The following is a 19,338-nucleotide window of genomic DNA, read 5'->3' on the forward strand; positions in this document are numbered from 1 at the left end:
GCCATGAATCAACGATGGACGCTATTGAAACGTTGGCTTTTGCCCCTGGCGACTCGAGTCGGCCTGGCCATGCCTGTGCTGCTTCTGCTGGGCAGCGTGCTGATGCTGGTCGCCATCTGGTGGCTAGGCCCACAGTGGGCATGGCGTGAACAGCATCCGCTTGCCAGCATCGCGCACCGCAGTCTGGCCAGCCTGGTGCTCGTGCTGGTGCCGCTGCTGTGCTGGCTGTTGGTGCTGCGCAGGCGCTACGTGCGCCTTCAGGCAGAGCGCAACGAGGCGGCGGCCGCAGAGCTGGACAGCGTATTGCCGTTGCTTCGGGCCCAGGAAAACGCCTTGGACCAAGGGCTGGCGCGATTGCTCGGCAGTGCGGGAGGGCGGCGTGCCCTGTACCGATTGCCCTGGTACCTGGTGATAGGCGACCAGCATGCGGGCAAGTCCAGTTTCATCGACCGTACGGAGCAAAGCTTTTCCCTGACCCGGATCGACAAGGTGCAGGCGCGGGGTACACAGGTGCAGGCGCTGGCCTTCCCGATAGGCTGGTGGGTCAGCAACGAGGCGGTGATCATCGACCCGCCCGGGGCCTTTATCAGGCAGGACTCGCCGGCAGGCTCGCTCGCCGGGGCGCCAGGTGCCTCGCAGGTGCCACCGGCTGCCCCCGCCAGGCTCTGGCAGCACCTGCTGGGTTGGCTGGTGCACAATCGCAGCCAGCGGGCACTCAATGGCATGGTGCTGGTCGTGGACCTGCCTGCGTTACTGCAGGGTACGCCCGAGCAGCGTGTTGCCTTGGCCCACAGGCTGCGCACGCGGCTGTACGAAGTCAGCAGCCAGTTGGGCTCGCGCCTGCCGTTGTATGTGGTACTGAGCAAATTCGACCTGCTGGACGGCTTCGACCAGCTCTATGGGGGCCTTCCCGTCGACCTGCGGGAAAACATGCTGGGCTTCACCTTCAAGCTGGATACGGTCGGCACCTTCGATGCCTGGCTGCAGGAGTATGGCGATCATTACCAGCAGTTGCTCAATCGGCTGTTCGAGCAGGTGGTGGATCGACTCGATACCTTGGCCAGTGCGCCGCAGCGCGCGCGGCTGTTCTCGTTGCATGCCCAGTTGATCGGCTTGCGCCCGATACTGCTGGGTTTCCTGAAAGAAACGCTGGCGAGTGACCGTTACACCACACCCGCCCTGGTGCGGGGGGTGTACTGGTCTTCGGTCATTCAGCAAGGGGACGTGCTCAACGCCTTCGTGCGCGAGTCAGCCCAGCCCTACAACACAGCGCTTCCGTTGCTGGAGGGCAAGGCGCAAGGCAAAGCGTTTGCCTACTTCATCCAGCATGCGTTCCGGCGTGTCATCTACAAGGAGGCGGGGCTTGCCGGAGACAACATCAAGGTGGCGCGCAGCAAGCGCCGGTTGTTATGGGTCGGCTCGGGTTTAGGCATGCTGGCTTTCTGTGTCGCTATTGCCAGCTGGCAGCGCTTTTTCGACATCAATGGCGCCAAGGCCGCCAACGTGCTCGCCAAAAGCCGGGAGTACAGCCACCACCAGGTGGATCAGCGCCTGGACCCAACCGGGCGCAACCTGCTGGAGCCGCTGGACCAGATCCGCGATGCGGTTTCAGTATTTGGCGACTACCGCGCCGCCTGGCCGGGTGTTTCCGATCTAGGCCTCTACCAGGGGCGTATCATTGGCCCGCGTGTCGATGAGGCTTACCTCAGCTTGCTCTCCAGGCGATTCCTGCCGGCCTTGGCCAGTGGCGTGATCGACGCCATGGATGCCGCTACGCCTGGCAGTGAACGGCAAATGGCTGCCCTGCGGGTTTACCGCATGCTGGAAGACCGCCAGAATCGGCGGCCTGAGTGGGTCGAGACATGGATGGCCCGCCAGTGGCAGCAACAGTTTCCTGGCCAAGGGCAGCTGCAGCGCGACCTCATGCGCCACCTGAAGTACGCCTTGGCCTATGCCGACACCGAGTTGCCGCAGTACCGCCAGCGTATCGCCGTGGTGCAGGCGGCGTTGCGCAAGGTGCCGTTACCGGAGCGGGTATATGCCGGGCTCAAGCAGCAGGCTCAGGAACACCTGCTCACGGGCCTGGATTTGCGTCAGCAGGTCGGCCCCGCGTTCGACGTGGTGTACCAGCGCTCGGCTGGGGCCAGCGGCGAGGATGTGCGACTGGCGCCGATACACACCGCCAAGGGTTTCAAAGAGTACTTCGAGCCCCGCAGCCAAAGCTTCGCCGACATGGCGATGATCGACCAGTGGGCGCTGGGTGAGCGCAGCCAGCTGGAGTACTCGGACGCTGACCGGGTGGTGTTGAGCGAGCGTCTGCGCAACCTGTACAGCGCCGACTACATAAACAGCTGGCGGCGTGCATTGAATGCCGTTTCGGTGGCGGATTTTCACGACCTTGAACACGGCGTAATGGTCCTGCAGCAGCTGACCGGGCCCGCGGCGCCGTGGCATCGGCTGCTGGCTACGGTGAAGGAAAACACTTCGCTGTCATCGGCTGAGGCACCCGACACGGGCAGCGCCAGCGACACGCTCATGCCCAAAGGCAGCGAGCTTGAGCGCCAGCAGGCCTGGGCCATCCAGCGGGCTTTTGCGGGGCTGAACGGGATGCTGCATGCAACGCAAGACAAGCCAAGCTATTACGATGAAGTGCTGGCGGCCATGGTGGCCGTGCACGATTACGCCAAGGCCGTGCAGGGCAGCCCAGACCGGGGCAAGGCCGCCCTGCAAGCGGTGCAGCAGCGCTTTGCGATGACCGGCCCGGACCCGATCGGCACTCTGCAACGGGTGGCCACCGGTTTGCCTGAACCGCTCAATCACCACGCCAGGAAAGTGGCCGATGAAACCGCCCGAGTGCTGCACATCGAAGCCCTGCGCGAGCTGGAGCGGCGCTGGGACACCGAGGTCTACAGCTTCTTCCAGCAGCGCCTTGCCGGGCGTTACCCTTTCGTGGCCAGGGCGCCGGATGCATCGCTGGATGACTTCGAGGCGTTCTTCGGGCCGCAGGGGCGGTTGCAGCGCTTCAGTGATCAATACCTGAAGGCATTCCTGCACGACAACCTCGAGGCGCTGCGCGCCGGCCCGCAAGGGCAGTCGCTGATCCGCAGCGATGTGATCGAGCAGTTGGCGCAGGCCAACCGCATTCGCGAAACCTTCTTCGACCAGCGTGGCAACCTGAGCGTGCAGTTCAGCATCGAGCCGCTGGGGCTCAGCGCTAACCAGCGCACCAGCCTGCTGGACCTTGACGGCCAGCTGATTGCCTACACCCATGGCCCGCGGCAGCTCACCGGCATCATCTGGCCGAACACGCTTGGCCGGCACGTGCGCAGTAACCTGACCCTGCTCAGGCAGAACGGCAGTAGCAGCCGCCTGGAGTACCGCGGCCCCTGGTCGATGTTCCGCTTGCTCAGCCGCGGTTCGCTCAATGGGCGAACCGCAACCAGCGTGGACCTGAGCTTCAGCACCGGTGATGGCGTGATGCGCTACCGGCTCAGCGCTGAAAAAGCGTTCAACCCCATTACCCAGGAACCGTTCAACGGCTTCCAGTTACCCCGTGGGTTGCTGCAGCAGCCGCTTGAGGCCCGGCTGTAAGGCGGGTTCGCAGGGGCGCAGGGATCGTTTGAAAAATGCCACGGCACCGGGCGGGTGCGCGACCCTGCGCGCCGAGCAGGCGGCGCGGTGCAGCACAGCGTCTGCGCCGCGGTTCCCGGGCAGGTTGAGGGTTGTCACTATCTTTCCGGTTTCTGTCCGATTGCCTGCTTACTCCACGTTACACCTAAACGGTTAAATCCCTGCCTGAACGTACACGGGATTTCACCATGAACACCTCCCTCTCCTTGGCGCCACAAGTTTCCACCGAGGCGCAGTTGCAATGGCTACAACGGGCTGACCGTACTGTTGCACTGGACATCATGACGCTCATCAACAGCACGGTTGAGGATGGCGGGGTGCTGGGCTACGAGCAGGCGATGTCGGTCGACCAGGGTGTCGATTTCGCCGCGGCGTTGCAGGCACGTATCGAGGGCGGGCATACCTACGCTTTGCTCGGCCGTGCACCTGCCGGCGCGGCGTGCCTGGTCATCCTGTCCCGTAGCAGCATGCCCAACTGCCGCCATATCGCTGACCTGAGCAAAGGCGTGGTACACCCAGACTACCGGGGCTCCGGGCTGGTGGCCCGGGCCTTCGCGGAAATCGTGCGGCTGTGCCAGGCGAAGGGTATCGAACTGCTGACCTTGGACGTACGCGAAGGCACCCGTGCCCACCGCCTATGGCAACGTTTCGGGTTTCAGACCTACGGCGTGCTCGACGACTACGCGCGGGTCAACGGTGTGAAGCACCGCGGCCACTACATGGCCCAGTCAGTACAAAGCCTGGCCCAGCGACTCAACCTGAGCTGAAGCGCCCTCAATCCTTCGCCTGCGGCCATCGCCGCCAAGGGCCCCCTTTTCCATCATTCAAGGAACGCCACCATGGCCTTGTCGACTGCAGCCTTTCGCGATCAGCTGGAACAGAAACTGCACCACCACCTGACGCTGTCTCACCCGATCTTCGAAGCCCTGCTTTCACCTGAAGGCAACAAGCCGCTGCTGCGCAAGGTCGCGTTGCAAGGTTACCAACTCACCAAGTACTTCCTGACTTATGTCGAGCACCTGTTCTTCCATTGCCCGCTGCCTGCCCACAAGCGCGCGCTGATCACCAACTGCTTCGAGGAGGAGACCGGGCGGCTCTCGCGTACCGATAACCATGTGGTGCTCATGCAGAATTTCTTGCGTGCACTGGGCATCAGCGATGCCGAGCGTGATGCCGAGCAACCGCTGCCGGCCACCTGGGAGCTGATCGACTACCGCCTGCAGGCGGTACGTGACCCGGCGCGTTACCACGTGGGGGCTGCCGCGGTGATGATCGCCAGCGAGGGGCAAAACCTCGAGACCGTTGCCGGTGATGCACGTCACGTGCTGCTCGGCCGGGCGTACGGCCTGACCGAGCACGACTTGCTGTTCTTCTCCGTGCACCAGAAGGAAGACGTTGGCCACGTCAACGAAGGCCTGGATCTGGTTTCGCAGCTGTGCACCACGGCCCAGATGCAACAAGAGGCGTTGCAAGCGGTAGATCACACCTGCCAGCTGTTCTACGCGATGTACGAAAACATGTACCAGGTGTATTGCCGGGCTCCCCAGGCCGAAGCGGTGTAATACCCCGCGCAGAGGATTGGCCATGAAACAGAAATTCAGCTCAACCCTGATCGTCTCGGTGCTGGTAGTCGGCTTCGTGGTGATGTTCCTGTCCAGCGCCCTGAAAGGGCTGTACCAAGTGTACTTCGTCGACCTGGCCACGCACTTTGGTGGCGGGCGTGCAGCCTTGGCCACGGCAGGTTCTTTGTTCGTGCTGACCATTGGCCTGGTGTCGCCGGTGGTGGGTTGGCTGAGCGACCGGGTTGGGCCGCTGAGCACGGTTGCCCTGGGCAGCGTAAGTGCAGGGGTGGTGCTGCTGGGGGTGACCTTGGTCGGCAGCCAGCTGATGCTGTTCACCCTGTTGTATGGCCTGCTGGGTGCCTTCGCCCTTGCCGCGATGACCTACGTACCCATGGGCATTCTGGTCGATCGCCTGGTCGCAGAGCGTTTCAAGGCCTTCGCCTTCGCTTTCGTGACCAATGGCACGTCGATCGGCTTCATCGTGCTTTCGCCGCTGTGGATCATGCTGCAGCAGCGCGTGGGCTGGCAGCCGGTGTTCTCCTGGGTCGGCCTGATCTTCCTGGTGCCGTTGAGCCTGGCGCTGTACTGGGTGGCGCGCACCGTTGCGCTCAAGCCCGACCCGCAGGCGGCGCTGGTCAAGCACTCGGTCGCGTTTCTGTGGCGTGATTCGCGGTTCTTCGTATTGGCCCTCAGCTTCGCCAGCTGTGGGGCCACCATGGCGTTCATCGACGTGCACCTGGTGTCGTTCTGGCAGGGCGAGGGGCTGCCTAGCTCGGTACAGGCCAGCGGCCTGAGCTTGCTGGGTGTGCTGGAACTGGTCAGTGGCCTGATGGCTGGGTGGCTGGCTACCCGTTACAACAAAGGGCTGCTGCTGATGATGTTCTACCTGCTGCGTACGGCGGCGGTGATCGTCCTGCTGACCACACCTGGGCCGCTGGGTACCTACCTGTTTGCGGTGCTGTTCGGTGCCAGTTACCTGGGTACGGTGGTGCTCACGTCAGCATTCTGCTTTGCCCTGTATGGCGCCGAAATCAAAGGCAAGGTGTTTGGCCTGCTGTTCCTTGTACACCAGCTGGGTGCGTTGCTGGCCACACAGCTCGGCGCCCTGGATTTCGACCGGCATCAAAGCTACCAGTTGACCCTGGTTGGCCTGGCGACGGCCACCGTGATGGCTGCACTGGCTTCCCTGTGGCTGGTTTCGGCACGCGTGGCCGCAGAAGCCTCGGCCCCGCCAGTGGCTGAAGCGGAATAGCCCCCGATCAACTGCGCATTGTTCAATGCAAACAAGGAGATGCACCATGCAATCGTCTGCGATTGGCCTGGACGGCTTTGACGCAACTTCGGCGCTGCACAGCAATCGGGTCAGCGATTTGTCCGATGTTTTCTGCGAGCCATTGGCCATGACGTCTGCTTATACCTTTGCGTCGGCGCAAGAGGCTGCAGAACGTTTCAGCGGGCAACAGCAGGGTAATGTGTACAGCCGCTTCACCAACCCCACGGTGCAAGCCTTCGAAGGCCGCGTGGCGGCGCTCGAACAAGCCGAAGATGCGGTGGCGTTCGCTTCCGGGATGGGCGCGTTCACCGCGCTGTGCCATGGGTTCCTGCAGCAGGGTGACAACATTGTCTGCAGCCGCGATGTGTTCGGTACCACCGCCAGTGCCTTCAGCGTTTACATGGCGCGGTTCGGCATCGAGGCGCGGTTCGTCGACCTTACCGACCTGGGCCAGTGGCAGCAGGCGATCGACGACAAGACCCGCCTGGTGGTGCTGGAATCCCCCTCCAATCCGCTGCTGAAAATTGGTGACATCCGTGCCATCAGCCTTCTGGCGCACGCCAAGGATGCGCTGGTCGTGGTGGACAACACCCTGTTGACGCCGGTGCTCCAGCGCCCGCACAGCCTGGGTGCGGACTTGGTCATCCATTCGGCGGGCAAGTACATGGACGGCCAGGGGCGTGCGCTGGCCGGTGTAGTGACCGGTTCCAAGAGCCTGATGCAGGTGTTGAGGGGCGTGTTGCGCACGTTGGGTATTTCCTGCAGCCCGTTCAATGCCTGGTTGTTGCTGAAAAGCCTGGAAACCCTCGAAATCCGCATGCTGCGGGTGCAACAGGGCGCCCTGGAGCTGGCCCAGTGGCTTGGCGAACAACCCCTGGTGAGCGCTGTGCATTACACCGGCCTGGCGCAACACCCTCAGCATGCCTTGGCGTGCAGGCAACAGGATGGCCATGGCGGCTTGCTGAGTTTCGAGATCTTCGGCGGCCAGGCAGCGGCCTGGCAATGGATCGATCAACTGCAGTGCGTGGCGCGCTGCACCAATATTGGTGATACCCGCAGCATGGTCACGCACCCGGCCAGCACCACCCATGGCCGCCTGGATGCGCAAGCGCGGCGCCACGCCGGCATTTCCGACGGGTTGATCAGGCTGTGCGTCGGCCTGGAGCGGGTGAGCGATATCAAGGCCGACCTGCAACAGGCCTTCGATGCCGTGGCCTTCCAACCCGCGGTACAGGCAGCGTCGGGCCGCCCCCGCAGTGTGGTCGCCAATGGCTGAACTGCTCGCTTCCGGGTTCTCCATTGGGGTGTTTGCCGTGGGCATGCAATTGCTCGCCCTGGTCGCGGTGTATGGCGCGTGCACCGCCCGGCAAGTGCGCGGTTATGCCGTGGCGTTCGGCTTGGGGTGCTGTGTGCTGATCGCAATGGTGGTGCTGGACCCGTTGGCGCTTGGCCGCTGGCCCATCGAGGGTGTGGCAGCGATGGCGATGTGCGGCTGAGACGGGCGTCCGTTCTTTGTGAAACAGCAGCAATAAAAGCCCTTTGGGGCGTTCAGGAGTCGTTAAATGTATAAAAAATTGGCCATCAGCCTGTTATTGGGGTGTGCGCTGCCGTTGGCAGCGGCCCAGGCTGAGGTTGCATCCGACGCTGGCGAGACTGTGGCCAGCGTCAGCAAGCGGCTCGTTTCGTTCTACAGCCAGCCCCTGCCTTCTGCCGGCAAACTGAAACCGATCAGGGTGCCAGCGGTGCTCTCCATGCCGGCCAACCAGGCCGGGCCAGCACCGGCTGTGGTGATATTGCACGGCTCGGCGGGGATGGACTCACGCGGGCCGTTGCACGCGGCCGACCTCAATGCCCGCGGCATCGCCACGCTGGAACTGGACATGTGGGGCGCGCGCCGGCTGGCTGGCGGCGCACAGGGGCGGCCGCCCCGGGTTCACGATACCTTGCCGGACCTGGCGGGCGCCTTGTCTTATCTGGCCAATCAGCCAGGGGTCGATAGCGAGCGGGTAGGGGTGCTCGGGTTTTCATGGGGTGGCGCCCAGGCCATGCTCGCCGCGTCTGCGTCCATCGACGATGAGTTGCAACAGGCCTCTGGGGTGCGCCCCGTAGCCTTGGCAGCGTTCTATCCCGTGTGCTGGGGATACAACCGTGTGCCAGGCTATGACTTGAAGCACCTGGCGCCGGCCCGCCTGCTGGTGCTGGTCGGTGAAAAGGACCAGTACGATGATGACCCCAAGGCTTGCACCAAACTGGTTGCAAGCCTGCCAGCCGAAGACCAGGCACGGGCAAAGGTGCTGGTCTACCCCGGTGCCGAGCATGGCTTCAATGGCCTGGAAGCCGCGCAGGAATACAAGGACCCGTTCCTGCACCGTGGCCAGGGCGGCTTGGGGCGTTCGGCACCGGACCCAACAGCCCGGGAGGCGTCGCGCAAGGCTGTGGTAGCGTTTTTCACAGACAGTTTCGCCACGCCCACCGTCAGTGGTCGCTGATACTAGGTGTTGTCCTGGGTGATCACGCTGCGAAACTGCAGCGGCGGTTGCGGCATTTCCCGCCGCCAGGCCAGGCGAAAGGCATGGCTGCTGCCGTAACCGCAACGTTCGGCGATTTGTTCCACATTCAGGCGGCTGCCGCGTAACAGGTCACGGGCCAGGTCGATGCGTTGGGCGCGCAGGTAGTCCTGCAGGGTTTGCCCCGTGTTCTCGCGAAACAGGCGTGCCAGGTGCCGGTAGCTGACATTGAACTGGCTGGCCAGTTGTTCGAAGCTGAAACTGCTGCCCAGGTGCGTGTCGATATAGTCCTGGGCCGCGTGTACCAGCGGGTGGATGTGGTTGCGTGCCAGGTCGGCCGCGCGCAGTTGCACATCTTCGCCAGCACGGCGACGGTAGATCACCAGTTCCTGGGCCACCTGGTTGGCCACGGCTTTGCCGAAGTGCAGCGACACGATATGCAAGGCCAGGTCGGTACCGCTGGACACGCCCGCCGAGGTGAACACACCGTCGTCCTCCACGAAAAGGCGATTTTCCAGCACCTTGGCTTTTGGGTAGCGTGCCTGCAGCAAGCCGACATAGCGGTGATGGGTGGTGCATTCACGGCCGTTCAGCAGCCCGGCTTCGCCCAGCAGGAACGCGCCGGTGCAGATGGAACACAGTTGCACGTCTGGGGTTTGCCCCATCACGTTCGCCAGCCACTGCGCGGTTGCGGCCATGGTCGCAGCGTCGCTGGGGCTGGTAGACAGCTTGTTGCCGACCACGAACAGCATATCTTCGGGCGAAAGCTGTTCGGGCAGGGGATGCAAGCCGCTCAAGGTCACACCTTGATAGCTGCTCATCTGTTGTCTGGCTGCGATGCAACGGACGCTGACCGGCGCCAACCGGAGCTCTTCCAGGCTGGCCATGATCTGCAGCGGCCCGCCGAGGTCCAGAATGTGTGTGCCCGGGAGTAACAAGAACCAAATGGTGCGCATGACGGTATTCCTATGATGTTCAAGCGCCTGACGTAAAGCGGCACCTCAGCAAAATAGCGTCAAAAGGCCATGCAGTGAAAGCCTGCCCTGATCGGATGCAGGCACTAGGGAAACGCTGTAAATAGCCGCTATTAATTCCCCATTCGCAACAATTGCTTCGATATTTGCATTTGATTGATTTATATGGCCCTGTCACGCTCTCGAGCTGCCTCAAATATCGCCTGAGCCCAGCCCGGTCCGCTTTATCGCTTGGGCGGCGCGCCCAGCTGCCCATTCGCATTCATTACATCGCGACCTGGCAGCGACATCGTTCAAGGATGCAATGATATGAATAACTGGCTAACCCACCTCACTGTCGCCAAGAAGCTGATGATCGGCTTCGGCCTGCTATTGCTGTTGGTGGTTTTGAGCATTGGCGCAGGCTGGAGCGCCATCAGCAGCTTGTCCTACCGGATGGACCGCATGAGTGCGGTCAACCGGCTGATGGACGACATATCCAAGATGCGCCTGGACCGTTCGGCTTACCTGCAAAGTGAAGGCGACGCCCAGGCTGCCAAGGTTTTGCAGGACAAGATCGTCGAAGTTGGGCAGCACCTGGTCGAGCTGCAAGGGTTTTTTGCCAATGCCGAGAATGCACGGCGGATTGCCTCGCTGGCGGAATACCTGGCCACCTACCAGCGGGGTATTGAATCCTTGGGCCAGGCCTATGAGCAGATCGAGCAGTCGCGGGCGGTACGCCGCAGCAGCGGCGACAGCGCACTCAAGCGCCTGGATGAGCTCGACAGCCTGACGGGTGAACAGAACGGCTTGCGTGACCAGGCACTCTACAAGGCGGTCAACGACCTGCAGATGCAATTTCTGTATGCGCGCTTTGAAACCCGTGGCTACACCTACGGTGGCAATGGCAAGCAGTACGCTGCTGCGGCCAAGGCCGTTGACGCGACACTGACCGCGTTGCAAACCCTGGGGGATGTTCTGCAGGGCTCGCGTGCAAGCCTGCTCAATGAGCTGACGCAATCCGTTACCGCCTACCGGGCCTCGCTGGACACTCACCGCGCGGCGTTGACCCGCATCGACACCCTGCTCAAGGACATCCAGAAGCAGGGTGATGCATTGCTGCAGACCAGCCAGGACCTGTACGACCAGCAGATGCAGATGCGCCAGGACGATACCCGTGATGCGGCGTGGACGCTGATCAGTTGCCTGGTGCTGGCGCTGCTGCTGGGCGGGCTGGCAGCAGTGTTGATCACGCGGCAGATCGTGCCACCCCTGCGCGAAGCGTTGGCCCGGGTGCGGCGCATTGCCGAGGGTGACCTCAGCGTCTTCCCCACGGGCTCGCGCAAAGACGAAATCGGCAAGTTGCAAGATGGCTTGCAGCACATGACCGGCAGCTTGCGACAACTGGTTGGGCATATCGGTGATGGGGCGACGCAGATCGCCAGCGCCACCGAAGAGCTGTCGGCGATTACCCGGCAGACGCAGGCAGGTGCTACCGAGCAGATGCAGGAAACCGAGCAGGTGGCTGCGGCCATGCACGAAATGACCACCTCGGTGCAGGATGTGGCCCGCAACGCGGTCGAAACCGCGCGCTCGGTCAACCAGGCGGCGCAGGATGCTGTCAGTGGCGGCGACATCGTCAAAAGCGCAATTGCGCGCATCGAAAACCTGTCTGCCGAGGTGGAGCTGACCAGCGCAGCGGTGAGCACGCTGGCTGAAGAAAGCGGGCGCATTGGCAGTATGCTCGACGTGATCAAGGCGGTGGCCGAACAAACCAACCTGCTGGCATTGAACGCGGCGATCGAGGCCGCGCGTGCAGGCGAGGCCGGCCGTGGCTTTGCCGTGGTAGCGGACGAGGTGCGTGCCCTGGCGCAGCGCACCCAGCGCTCAACCGAAGACATCGAACAACTGATCGCAGCCCTGCGCGCGGGCACGTTGCAAGCCGTGCAGCGCATGGAAACCAGCCGCGGCCTGACCGGCGAGAGCGTGCAACTGGCCCGCGATGCAGGCATTGCGCTGGACAACATCACCCACAGCATCAGTGGCATTCAGGGCATGACCCAGCAAATCGCGGCGGCTGCCGAACAGCAGGGTGCCGTCGCCGAAGAAATCAATCGTAATGTGCTGAACGTACGCGACATTACCGAGCAGGCGCAAACCGCCAGCGAACAGACCAGCACGGCCAGCCTGGAGTTGGCCGGTTTGGGCAATTCACTGCAGGGGCAGGTACGCCGGTTTCAGCTCTGACCCGGCCTGAGGTAGCGCGCCATTAAGGGAAAACCCGCATTGCTGGAACGTGGGGCGGGGCCTAGGATGGTCATCGACGTCAACCTTTATCGAGGAGTACGCGATGACCACTGCAACTGAAGACAAACGCCCGACCCCAGACCCTGCTGAGGTGGGCGCGTTTTTCCCCTCACCGTATTCGTTGAGCCAATACACTTCGCCCACCTCTGACCTGAGCGATGCCGAGTACCCTGGTGCGTACAAAGGTGGCCGCTGGAAGGTTCTGGTCATCGGTGCCGATGAGCGCTACCTGCAAACTGCCAATGGCACCCTCTTCTCGACAGGCAACCACCCGGTAGAAACCTTGTTGCCCATGTACCACATGGACAAGGCGGGCTTCGCTTTCGATATCGCCACGGTGTCGGGCAACCCGGTCAAGTTCGAATTCTGGGCCATGCCCTCGGAAGACCAGGAGGTACAAGCGTTTTACCGCAAGTACCAGGCGTCATTCAGGCAGCCGCTGAAGCTGGCAGAGGTCGTCAAGGGCTTGGGTGATGACTCCGACTACATCGGCGTGTTCATTCCCGGGGGGCACGGTGCACTGATCGGCTTGCCGGAAAGCAGCGAGGTCAAACAGGTGCTGGAGTGGGCGGCCGACCACGATAAATTCATCATTTCGCTGTGCCATGGCCCCGCGGCACTGTTGGCCGCGGGCGTGGGTAAAACGGCGGAAAACTACAGGTTCAGCGGCTACAAGATCTGTGCGTTCCCTGACGCGCTGGATGCGCAAACCCCGGATATCGGCTACATGCCGGGGCACCTGACCTGGAAGTTTGGTGAAAAGCTGCGGGCCTTGGGGGTAGAGATCATCAACCAGGACATTACTGGCAAGGTGTACCAGGACCGCAAGTTGCTCACCGGCGACAGCCCGCTTGCGGGCAACAACCTTGGCAAGCTGGCCGCGGCCGCCCTGTTGAAAGAAACCTCCGGGCGATGACCTGCGGCGTAGCCGAAGTGGCGATGCAGGTGGCCTTGGCACTATGGGGGGATGGGCAAGCGGTCGACGCCTGACGCACCGCGTACAGTCACCTGCGTGCGGAGCGGTAGCGCCTGGGCGTGGCAACCACGGCTCAGGCGATCAAGATCGCCCTGCACAATGGCGAGTTGGGCAGCCGCCCGGAATAGGGCGGCGGCCGGGTTTCAGGCCGCAAATACCACACCGGTACGGGCAGCCGCATTGCGGATATGCTCCTGCATGGCACGCTGTGCACCGGCCTGGTTGCCACGGGCCAGCTGGCGCAGGATCTTGCGGTGTTCTTGCCAGGTTTCCATGGCCCGCTCGGGGCGAATGAAGGGCAGTTTCTGGCTTTCCAGGAAAATGTCCTGGCTGGCGGTGATCACCTGCAGCATCGCCAGGTTGCCGCTGGCCTCCAGCAGGCGCCGGTGGAAGGCGTAGTCGAGGCGGGCGGCGGCGTCGAAACGGCCGGCACGCAGCTCCTGGCGCATCGCCTCGACATTCGCCTCCAGCGCATCGATATCCGCACCGGTCAGGTACAGGGCAGCCAGGCCTGCCGCGAACCCCTCCAAGGCATAGCGCAACTGGAAGGTGTCCACCGCCGATACCTGTTCGGCGTATGGCCATGAGAACGTGGCCGCCGGGGGTGCCGAGGGCGCCTGCACGAAAACGCCCTTGCCCGGTTGCACGCTCACCAGCCCCAGCGCACTCAACGACGACAGCGCTTCGCGCAGCGACGCACGGCTGATGCCCAACTGCTCGGCCAGGTCGCGTTGCGAGGGTAGGGCATCGCCGGGTTGATAGTCGCCTGCCTCGATCAGCTTGCGAATGGCCTGCAAGGCTATTTCCGGAACGGCGCGGGGGAGCGTGTCGAGCATCTGTTCAGACCAGTTGGGAAGCGGTCTGCGCTTTGTAAAGGCTTTACCGGGTGTCTGGCAAGCCTCGCTCCGTGCTGGCGCAAGTGCAGGGCAGGCTGCACGAAAGCGGGGCGCGGCCATCGCTGGCGGTCTTACTGTTCAGACCAGTAAGACCGCGAACAGCCGCATGCCCCGGGCTTTTCCGGGGCCAGGCGCCAATGCTGGCACGGGCTGTGCAGTTTCAGCGCTAACGACCTTCTGCATACCCCGAGGCTTTCCCATGAAAAACATCCGCTCCCTGTTGCTGGCGACGCTGCTGTGTGGTGGCGCACTGGGCGCTGCCCATGCCCAGGCCGACGCCCTGGCCGACATCACTGCCCGTGGTGTGCTCAAAGTGGCCGTGCCTCAGGACTTTCCACCGTTCGGCTCGGTCGGCCCCGACCTCAAGCCCCGCGGCCTGGACATCGACACTGCGCAGTTGTTGGCGGACAAGCTGGGCGTCAAGCTGGCCCTCACGCCCGTCAACAGCACCAACCGCATCCCGTTCCTCACCACGGGCAAGGTCGACCTGGTGATCTCCAGCCTGGGCAAGAATGCCGAGCGCGAAGCCGTGATCGATTTCTCCCGCCCTTATGCGCCGTTCTACCTGGCCGTGTTCGGGCCGGAGCAGACGTCGATCAGCGACATCGGTGCCATTGCCGGCAAGACCATCAGCGTGACCCGCGGCTCGATCGAGGACATGGAACTGACAGCGGTTGCCCCCAAAGGCGCGGTCATCAAGCGGTTCGAGGACAATAACTCCACCATCGCAGCGTACCTGTCTGGCCAGGTTGAACTGATTGCCAGCGGCAGCGTGGTGATGGCTGTCATCGCCGAGAAGAACCCAGCCAAGGTGCCGGTGATGAAGGTCAAGCTCAAGGACTCGCCCGTGTACGTCGGGCTGGCCAAGCAGGAGCCTGCCTTGCTGGCCAAGGTCAATGCCACCCTCGATGCCGCCAAGGCAGACGGCAGCCTCAACCGCAATGCTGAAAAATGGTTGAAGCAACCATTGCCGGCCGACCTCTGAACTGCCCCTGGATTCGCTGACTGATGGCCTATCAATTCGATGTCGCGCCCGTGTTGGCCCAGGGCGACCTGCTGCTCAAGGGGGCGTTGTTCACGCTCCAGCTGACCGCAGTGGGCACCCTGTTCGGGGTAGCCCTGGGCGTACTTGGCGCTGTGGCGCGTGCCTGGCGGCTCAAACCGTTCGATGTGCTGTTCGGCGTGTACGTGGAGCTGATCCGTAACACGCCCTTCATCGTGCAGCTGTTCTTCATCTTCTTTGGCTTGCCCGCGTTGGGGGTGCGCCTGACGGAATGGCAAGCCGCGGTGCTGGCCATGGTGATCAACCTGGGGGCCTATTCCACCGAAATCATCCGCGCCGGTATCCAGGCCATTCCCAAAGGGCAACTGGAGGCGGCGGCGGCACTGGCCATGAGCCGCGCCGAGGCGTTTCGCCATGTGGTCCTGCAACCGGCGCTGGCCAAAGTCTGGCCGGCCCTCTCGAGCCAGATCGTGATCGTCATGCTGGGCTCGGCGGTTTGTTCGCAGATCGCCACCGAAGAATTGTCGTTCGCAGCCAACTTCATTCAGTCGCGCAATTTCCGGGCGTTCGAGACTTACCTGCTGACCACGGGCCTGTACCTGATCATGGCCATTGCAGTACGCCAGCTGCTGCTGTGGTTCGGGCAGCGCTTTCTGATGGGGAGACGATGAATGGAGTTCACCTTATGGGACATCGTCCGCAACTTGCTGGTTGGCATGCAGTGGACCCTGCTGCTGTCGCTGGTGGCGTTCATCTGCGGTGGCGTCGCCGGCCTGCTGGTGCTGCTGGCGCGCCTCTCTGACAACTTCGTGCTGCGCGGGGCCGCCAAGGGCTATATCGAGCTGTTTCAGGGCACGCCACTGCTGATGCAGTTGTTCATGGTGTTTTTCGGCATTGCCCTGTTCGGCGTCGATATTTCGGCCTGGATGGCGGCGGCCATCGCCTTGACGTTGTTCACCAGTGCCTTTCTCGCCGAAACCTGGCGCGGCTGCGTCGAGGCCATTCCACGTGGCCAGTGGGAAGCCTCCGGCAGCCTGGCCATGACCCGGCTGGAGCAAATGCGTTACGTGATCCTGCCCCAGGCGCTGCGGATTGCCGTGGCACCTACCGTCGGTTTCTCGGTGCAGGTGGTCAAAGGCACGGCGGTCACTTCGATCATCGGCTTCACCGAGCTGACCAAGACCGGCGGCATGCTCGCCAACGCCACCTTCGAGCCCTTCCTGATCTACGGCTTGGTGGCCGTGGGTTATTTCATGCTCTGCTACCCGCTCTCGCTGAGCGCCCGTTACCTGGAAAGGAGGCTGCATGCCCCTGCTTAGAGTGTCCGCGTTGCACAAGTACTATGGCGACAACCACGTGCTCAAGGGCGTAGACCTGAGCATCGAAGAGGGTGAGGTGGTCGCCATCATCGGCCGTAGCGGTTCCGGCAAAAGTACCTTCCTGCGTACGCTCAACGGCCTGGAGTCGATCAGTGACGGCGTGATCGAAGTGGATGGCGAGTACCTGGATGCCGCGCGCGCCGACCTGCGCACGCTGCGGCAGAAAGTCGGCATGGTGTTCCAGCAGTTCAACCTGTTCCCGCACCTGACGGTGGGCGAGAACGTCATGCTCGCGCCGCAGGTGGTGAAGAAGACGAGCAAGGCCCAGGCCCGCCAACTGGCTGAGCAAATGCTGGCCAGGGTTGGCCTGGGCGACAAGTTCGACGCCTACCCGGACCGCCTCTCTGGCGGGCAGCAGCAACGGGTGGCTATCGCCCGCGCCCTGGCGATGTCGCCCAAGGTTTTGCTGTGCGACGAGATCACCTCGGCGCTCGACCCGGAACTGGTCAACGAAGTGCTCGGCGTTGTGCGGCAATTGGCCAAGGAAGGCATGACCTTGATCATGGTGACCCATGAAATGCGCTTTGCCCGGGAAGTGGGTGACAAGCTGGTGTTCATGCACCACGGCAAGGTTCACGAAACCGGTCACCCACGTGATGTATTCGCCGCGCCGCGTACGGCGGAGCTGGCGAATTTCATTGGCAGCGTAATGGGCTGAGGGGGCAGGCTTCAGAGGGGCTGCGGCGGCGGGCCTGAAGTGAACCGGCAGCGGGCATCAGCTGCACCACGCCCACACCAGTAACGCCGCCAGGCCAGCCCCGACCGCTACCGAGCAGCCGCCTAGCGACAGCGCCGCCCGGCCTTGCCGGTACCAACCATCCTGGCCAAGCTGGCGCGCCGGCGCCAGCAGGCTGCGCCAGCGTAATTCCGTTTGGTGAAACGCCTGTAAGTTCGCGGCATCTGCGTCCAGCCAGCGGCGGAAGTCGATGCGCTCGCATGCGGTCACCTGGGGGCTCTGCAAGCGCACGTACCATTGGCTGGCCACGCTTGCCAGCACGTCCCGGCGCGGGCGCCCGGCCATCAGGGCCTGGTCCATGTTGCGTTCGACAGTGGCCAGTGGCAGGTCAAGGCGGGTGGCAATGCTGGCGAAGTCCAGCTGGTCGAGGCGGCTCAGCAGCATCACTTGCTGCACCCGGCGTGGCAGCCGCTTCAGCGCGTGCAGCAGGGCATTGTCGGCATCAGGCTCATTGACCGCGGTGGGGTGTTCGAGGGGCAGCAGCAGACGGGTCATGACCGGCTCCTTGCGCTACAAAGGGGAAGGGGTGGGGGCATCTTCCGTGATGCGTTTTCAGCGTAGGCGAAACGAGATTGATTCTCAAGTGCTGATTGCGCAAAGTTTTGTAATGAGCGTTCACGCCCTGAAACACATTTGCTACCATGCGCGCCATCACGATCTTCATTAGCCTGAAGAGCCAAAAAAAAGACCCGGCAAAAAGCCGGGTCAAAAACCGTGATTAGCCTGATGAGGAGATAATCTGAAAGCGACCTAAGCTTTCAGGTTATCCAGCAGATCTCGCGATCAGCTGAGTGCAATAATAATCGTTATCATTTGCCAGTCAAATGAATTTTCATCATTCCGGTAAAAAAGTTTTACCGGTGCGCTTCCTTGTCCCGGCAATCGGGGCCTTTGCCGTTACGCGGCCATCACGTGCTCTCCCTTCCGTTTACAAACCCCGGTCTTCATGTTGCTTGTGCTCCAGCAGCGCGCGTGCCATGTCCATCATGTGCATCAGCGCGAAGGTCAGCTCGCGCTGGCTGCCGTGCTGGTGCGTGGCGGTTTCCTGAGCGGTGGCCGCAGCGCAGCGCAGCAGGGCGATGGCGTGTTCCTGGGCCTGCTCGCTGGTCACGCCTTCGTGCAGGGTCCAGATCTTGTTGTCCAGCGTCGGGCGTGGCGGGTTGGGGTTGAGGTAGTAGTCGAGGGCGCGGCGGGCGGCTTCGCTGTCGAGATCTGTTTCGTCGTTTTTCGGTAGTTTCATCCTGATACCTGCTAATGCCAGTAAGGAAAGGGATCAGGCCGATACTAATACCTGTAGTATTTGAATTGCCACCAAGAAATAATACTGAATGTTTATTGAGCGCCAGAAGGCAGTCCGTATCGTGCCAGCGATGAATATGGATAAATGGATTGCCCTCGTCCGTGACCGGATGGAGGAGCTAGGGCTTACCCAAGAGCAGCTTGCCGAGCGCGTTGGCGTGTCTCAAGGCAGCGTGGGGCATTGGGTGAACAAAAGGCGTCAGCCGAAGATCGAGTCGATGAACCGCACGTTCGTCGAGATTGGCATGCCTCATTACCACGTCAGCTTGCAGTTGCGCGTTCAGGGCCAGGTCGGCGAGGAGCGCGGTGCCTACGAGGTGGATGACGATGATGATGACCTGGACCTGATGCAATACATCGTATGTTTCCGCTATCCGGTGTTGAGTTGGGATCAGCTAGGTGGTGCCCAGATCGCGGAGCCTGCTGAGTTCGAGCAGACCGATTACCTGGCTCAGGGGAAGGCGTTCTGGCTGACGGTGGAAAATGATGCGATGAGTGCTATCAGTGGCCGCAGTGTGCCGCAGGGCATGCGAATGCTGGTGGACCCTGGGGCGCAAGCTGTACCTGGGCGTCTGGTGATTGCGCGTCAGCCAGGTAAACCGGCGATTTTTCGTGAATTGGCCGAGGAGGGTGGGCAGCGGTATCTGAAGGCATTGAACAGTAATTACCCGGCCTTGTTGTGCGAGGAAGGCTGCGAGTTCTTGGGGGTGGTTGTGCGGGTGCATGGCTCCTTCTAGGTGTTTTGGGGTTGTTGTGAGGCTGGTGAGCGTAGGGCTTGATCAGTATGGCGCTTGTGAAATCGAGCGCCGCCCGCGCG

The 19,338-nt window shown here is 62.5% G+C and carries 18 protein-coding genes and 1 pseudogene; 15 read left to right on the forward strand and 4 right to left on the reverse strand.

Annotation, left to right across the window (positions count from 1 at the left end; all coding sequences use genetic code 11):
• Positions 1-3 precede the first annotated feature (3 nt).
• The 7 genes from tssM to B3361_RS22460 all read left to right on the forward strand — a co-directional run bounded on the left by tssM (position 4) and on the right by B3361_RS22460 (position 8,954).
• Positions 4-3,591, forward strand: coding sequence for a type VI secretion system membrane subunit TssM (tssM, locus tag B3361_RS22430; protein WP_154211797.1), 3,588 nt, complete (start codon positions 4-6; stop codon positions 3,589-3,591).
• A gap of 227 nt (positions 3,592-3,818) precedes the next feature.
• Positions 3,819-4,397: a GNAT family N-acetyltransferase gene (locus B3361_RS22435; protein ID WP_054905706.1), complete on the forward strand. Its 579-nt coding sequence runs from the start codon at positions 3,819-3,821 to the stop codon at positions 4,395-4,397.
• Between the two features lie 72 nt (positions 4,398-4,469).
• Positions 4,470-5,192, forward strand: coding sequence for a TenA family transcriptional regulator (locus B3361_RS22440; protein ID WP_009686353.1), 723 nt, complete (start codon positions 4,470-4,472; stop codon positions 5,190-5,192).
• Between the two features lie 22 nt (positions 5,193-5,214).
• The gene (locus B3361_RS22445; protein WP_054905705.1) at positions 5,215-6,444 is read left to right on the forward strand and encodes an MFS transporter; all 1,230 of its coding nucleotides are present in this window, start codon (positions 5,215-5,217) and stop codon (positions 6,442-6,444) included.
• Positions 6,445-6,490: 46 nt separating this feature from the next.
• On the forward strand, positions 6,491-7,741 hold the full coding sequence (locus tag B3361_RS22450; protein WP_054905704.1) for an aminotransferase class I/II-fold pyridoxal phosphate-dependent enzyme: 1,251 nt from the start codon (positions 6,491-6,493) through the stop codon (positions 7,739-7,741).
• A complete protein-coding gene (locus B3361_RS22455; RefSeq protein WP_029887440.1) occupies positions 7,734-7,961 on the forward strand; it encodes a hypothetical protein in 228 nt (75 codons plus the stop codon). The genes B3361_RS22450 and B3361_RS22455 overlap by 8 nt, the downstream gene beginning before the upstream one ends.
• A gap of 66 nt (positions 7,962-8,027) precedes the next feature.
• Positions 8,028-8,954: a dienelactone hydrolase family protein gene (locus tag B3361_RS22460; RefSeq protein WP_054905703.1), complete on the forward strand. Its 927-nt coding sequence runs from the start codon at positions 8,028-8,030 to the stop codon at positions 8,952-8,954.
• A 2-nt stretch (positions 8,955-8,956) separates the two neighbouring features.
• Here the strand turns inward: B3361_RS22460 and B3361_RS22465 are convergent, their stop codons facing one another.
• Positions 8,957-9,928 (reverse strand): GlxA family transcriptional regulator, encoded by a 972-nt coding sequence (locus B3361_RS22465; RefSeq protein WP_054905702.1) that lies wholly within the window; start codon positions 9,926-9,928, stop codon positions 8,957-8,959.
• Positions 9,929-10,297: 369 nt separating this feature from the next.
• Here B3361_RS22465 and B3361_RS24155 point away from each other — a divergent pair.
• From B3361_RS24155 to hchA, 3 genes and pseudogenes are all read left to right on the forward strand, one after another.
• Positions 10,298-11,317, forward strand: a pseudogene (locus B3361_RS24155) (methyl-accepting chemotaxis protein); the annotation flags it as partial.
• Between the two features lie 141 nt (positions 11,318-11,458).
• A complete protein-coding gene (locus B3361_RS24160) occupies positions 11,459-12,172 on the forward strand; it encodes a methyl-accepting chemotaxis protein (RefSeq protein WP_414703914.1) in 714 nt (237 codons plus the stop codon).
• Between the two features lie 103 nt (positions 12,173-12,275).
• Complete coding sequence (gene hchA, locus B3361_RS22475; RefSeq protein ID WP_054905700.1) at positions 12,276-13,148, forward strand: glyoxalase III HchA; 873 nt, start codon at positions 12,276-12,278, stop codon at positions 13,146-13,148.
• Positions 13,149-13,351: 203 nt separating this feature from the next.
• Here the strand turns inward: hchA and B3361_RS22480 are convergent, their stop codons facing one another.
• Positions 13,352-14,044: a FadR/GntR family transcriptional regulator gene (locus B3361_RS22480; RefSeq protein ID WP_029887434.1), complete on the reverse strand. Its 693-nt coding sequence runs from the start codon at positions 14,042-14,044 to the stop codon at positions 13,352-13,354.
• A gap of 259 nt (positions 14,045-14,303) precedes the next feature.
• On the opposite strand from B3361_RS22480, the gene B3361_RS22485 reads away from it, so the two are divergent.
• Genes B3361_RS22485 through B3361_RS22500 form a run of 4 tightly spaced genes read left to right on the forward strand, consistent with a single transcriptional unit; the run spans position 14,304 to position 17,144 of the window.
• Positions 14,304-15,089, forward strand: a complete 786-nt coding sequence (locus tag B3361_RS22485) for a transporter substrate-binding domain-containing protein (RefSeq protein ID WP_054905699.1) — start codon at positions 14,304-14,306, stop codon at positions 15,087-15,089.
• A gap of 23 nt (positions 15,090-15,112) precedes the next feature.
• Positions 15,113-15,778, forward strand: a complete 666-nt coding sequence (locus B3361_RS22490; protein ID WP_286920367.1) for an amino acid ABC transporter permease — start codon at positions 15,113-15,115, stop codon at positions 15,776-15,778.
• On the forward strand, positions 15,779-16,426 hold the full coding sequence (locus B3361_RS22495) for an amino acid ABC transporter permease (RefSeq protein ID WP_009686365.1): 648 nt from the start codon (positions 15,779-15,781) through the stop codon (positions 16,424-16,426). It abuts the gene before it with no gap.
• Complete coding sequence (locus B3361_RS22500; protein ID WP_009686366.1) at positions 16,413-17,144, forward strand: amino acid ABC transporter ATP-binding protein; 732 nt, start codon at positions 16,413-16,415, stop codon at positions 17,142-17,144. The genes B3361_RS22495 and B3361_RS22500 overlap by 14 nt, the downstream gene beginning before the upstream one ends.
• 57 nt (positions 17,145-17,201) lie before the next feature.
• Here the strand turns inward: B3361_RS22500 and B3361_RS22505 are convergent, their stop codons facing one another.
• On the reverse strand, positions 17,202-17,717 hold the full coding sequence (locus B3361_RS22505; RefSeq protein ID WP_054905698.1) for a DUF4880 domain-containing protein: 516 nt from the start codon (positions 17,715-17,717) through the stop codon (positions 17,202-17,204).
• 433 nt (positions 17,718-18,150) lie between these two features.
• Positions 18,151-18,462 carry a DUF6124 family protein gene (locus B3361_RS22510; protein WP_054905697.1) on the reverse strand — a complete coding sequence of 104 codons (312 nt, stop codon included), beginning with the start codon at positions 18,460-18,462 and terminating at the stop codon, positions 18,151-18,153.
• An 88-nt stretch (positions 18,463-18,550) separates the two neighbouring features.
• Between B3361_RS22510 and B3361_RS22515 the strand changes: the two genes are divergently transcribed.
• The gene (locus B3361_RS22515; RefSeq protein WP_054905696.1) at positions 18,551-19,258 is read left to right on the forward strand and encodes a LexA family transcriptional regulator; all 708 of its coding nucleotides are present in this window, start codon (positions 18,551-18,553) and stop codon (positions 19,256-19,258) included.
• The last annotated feature ends 80 nt before the right edge of the window (positions 19,259-19,338 follow it).

Source organism: Pseudomonas sp. UBA6699 (genome assembly GCF_002454615.1).
Lineage (GTDB): Bacteria > Pseudomonadota > Gammaproteobacteria > Pseudomonadales > Pseudomonadaceae > Aquipseudomonas > Aquipseudomonas juntendi.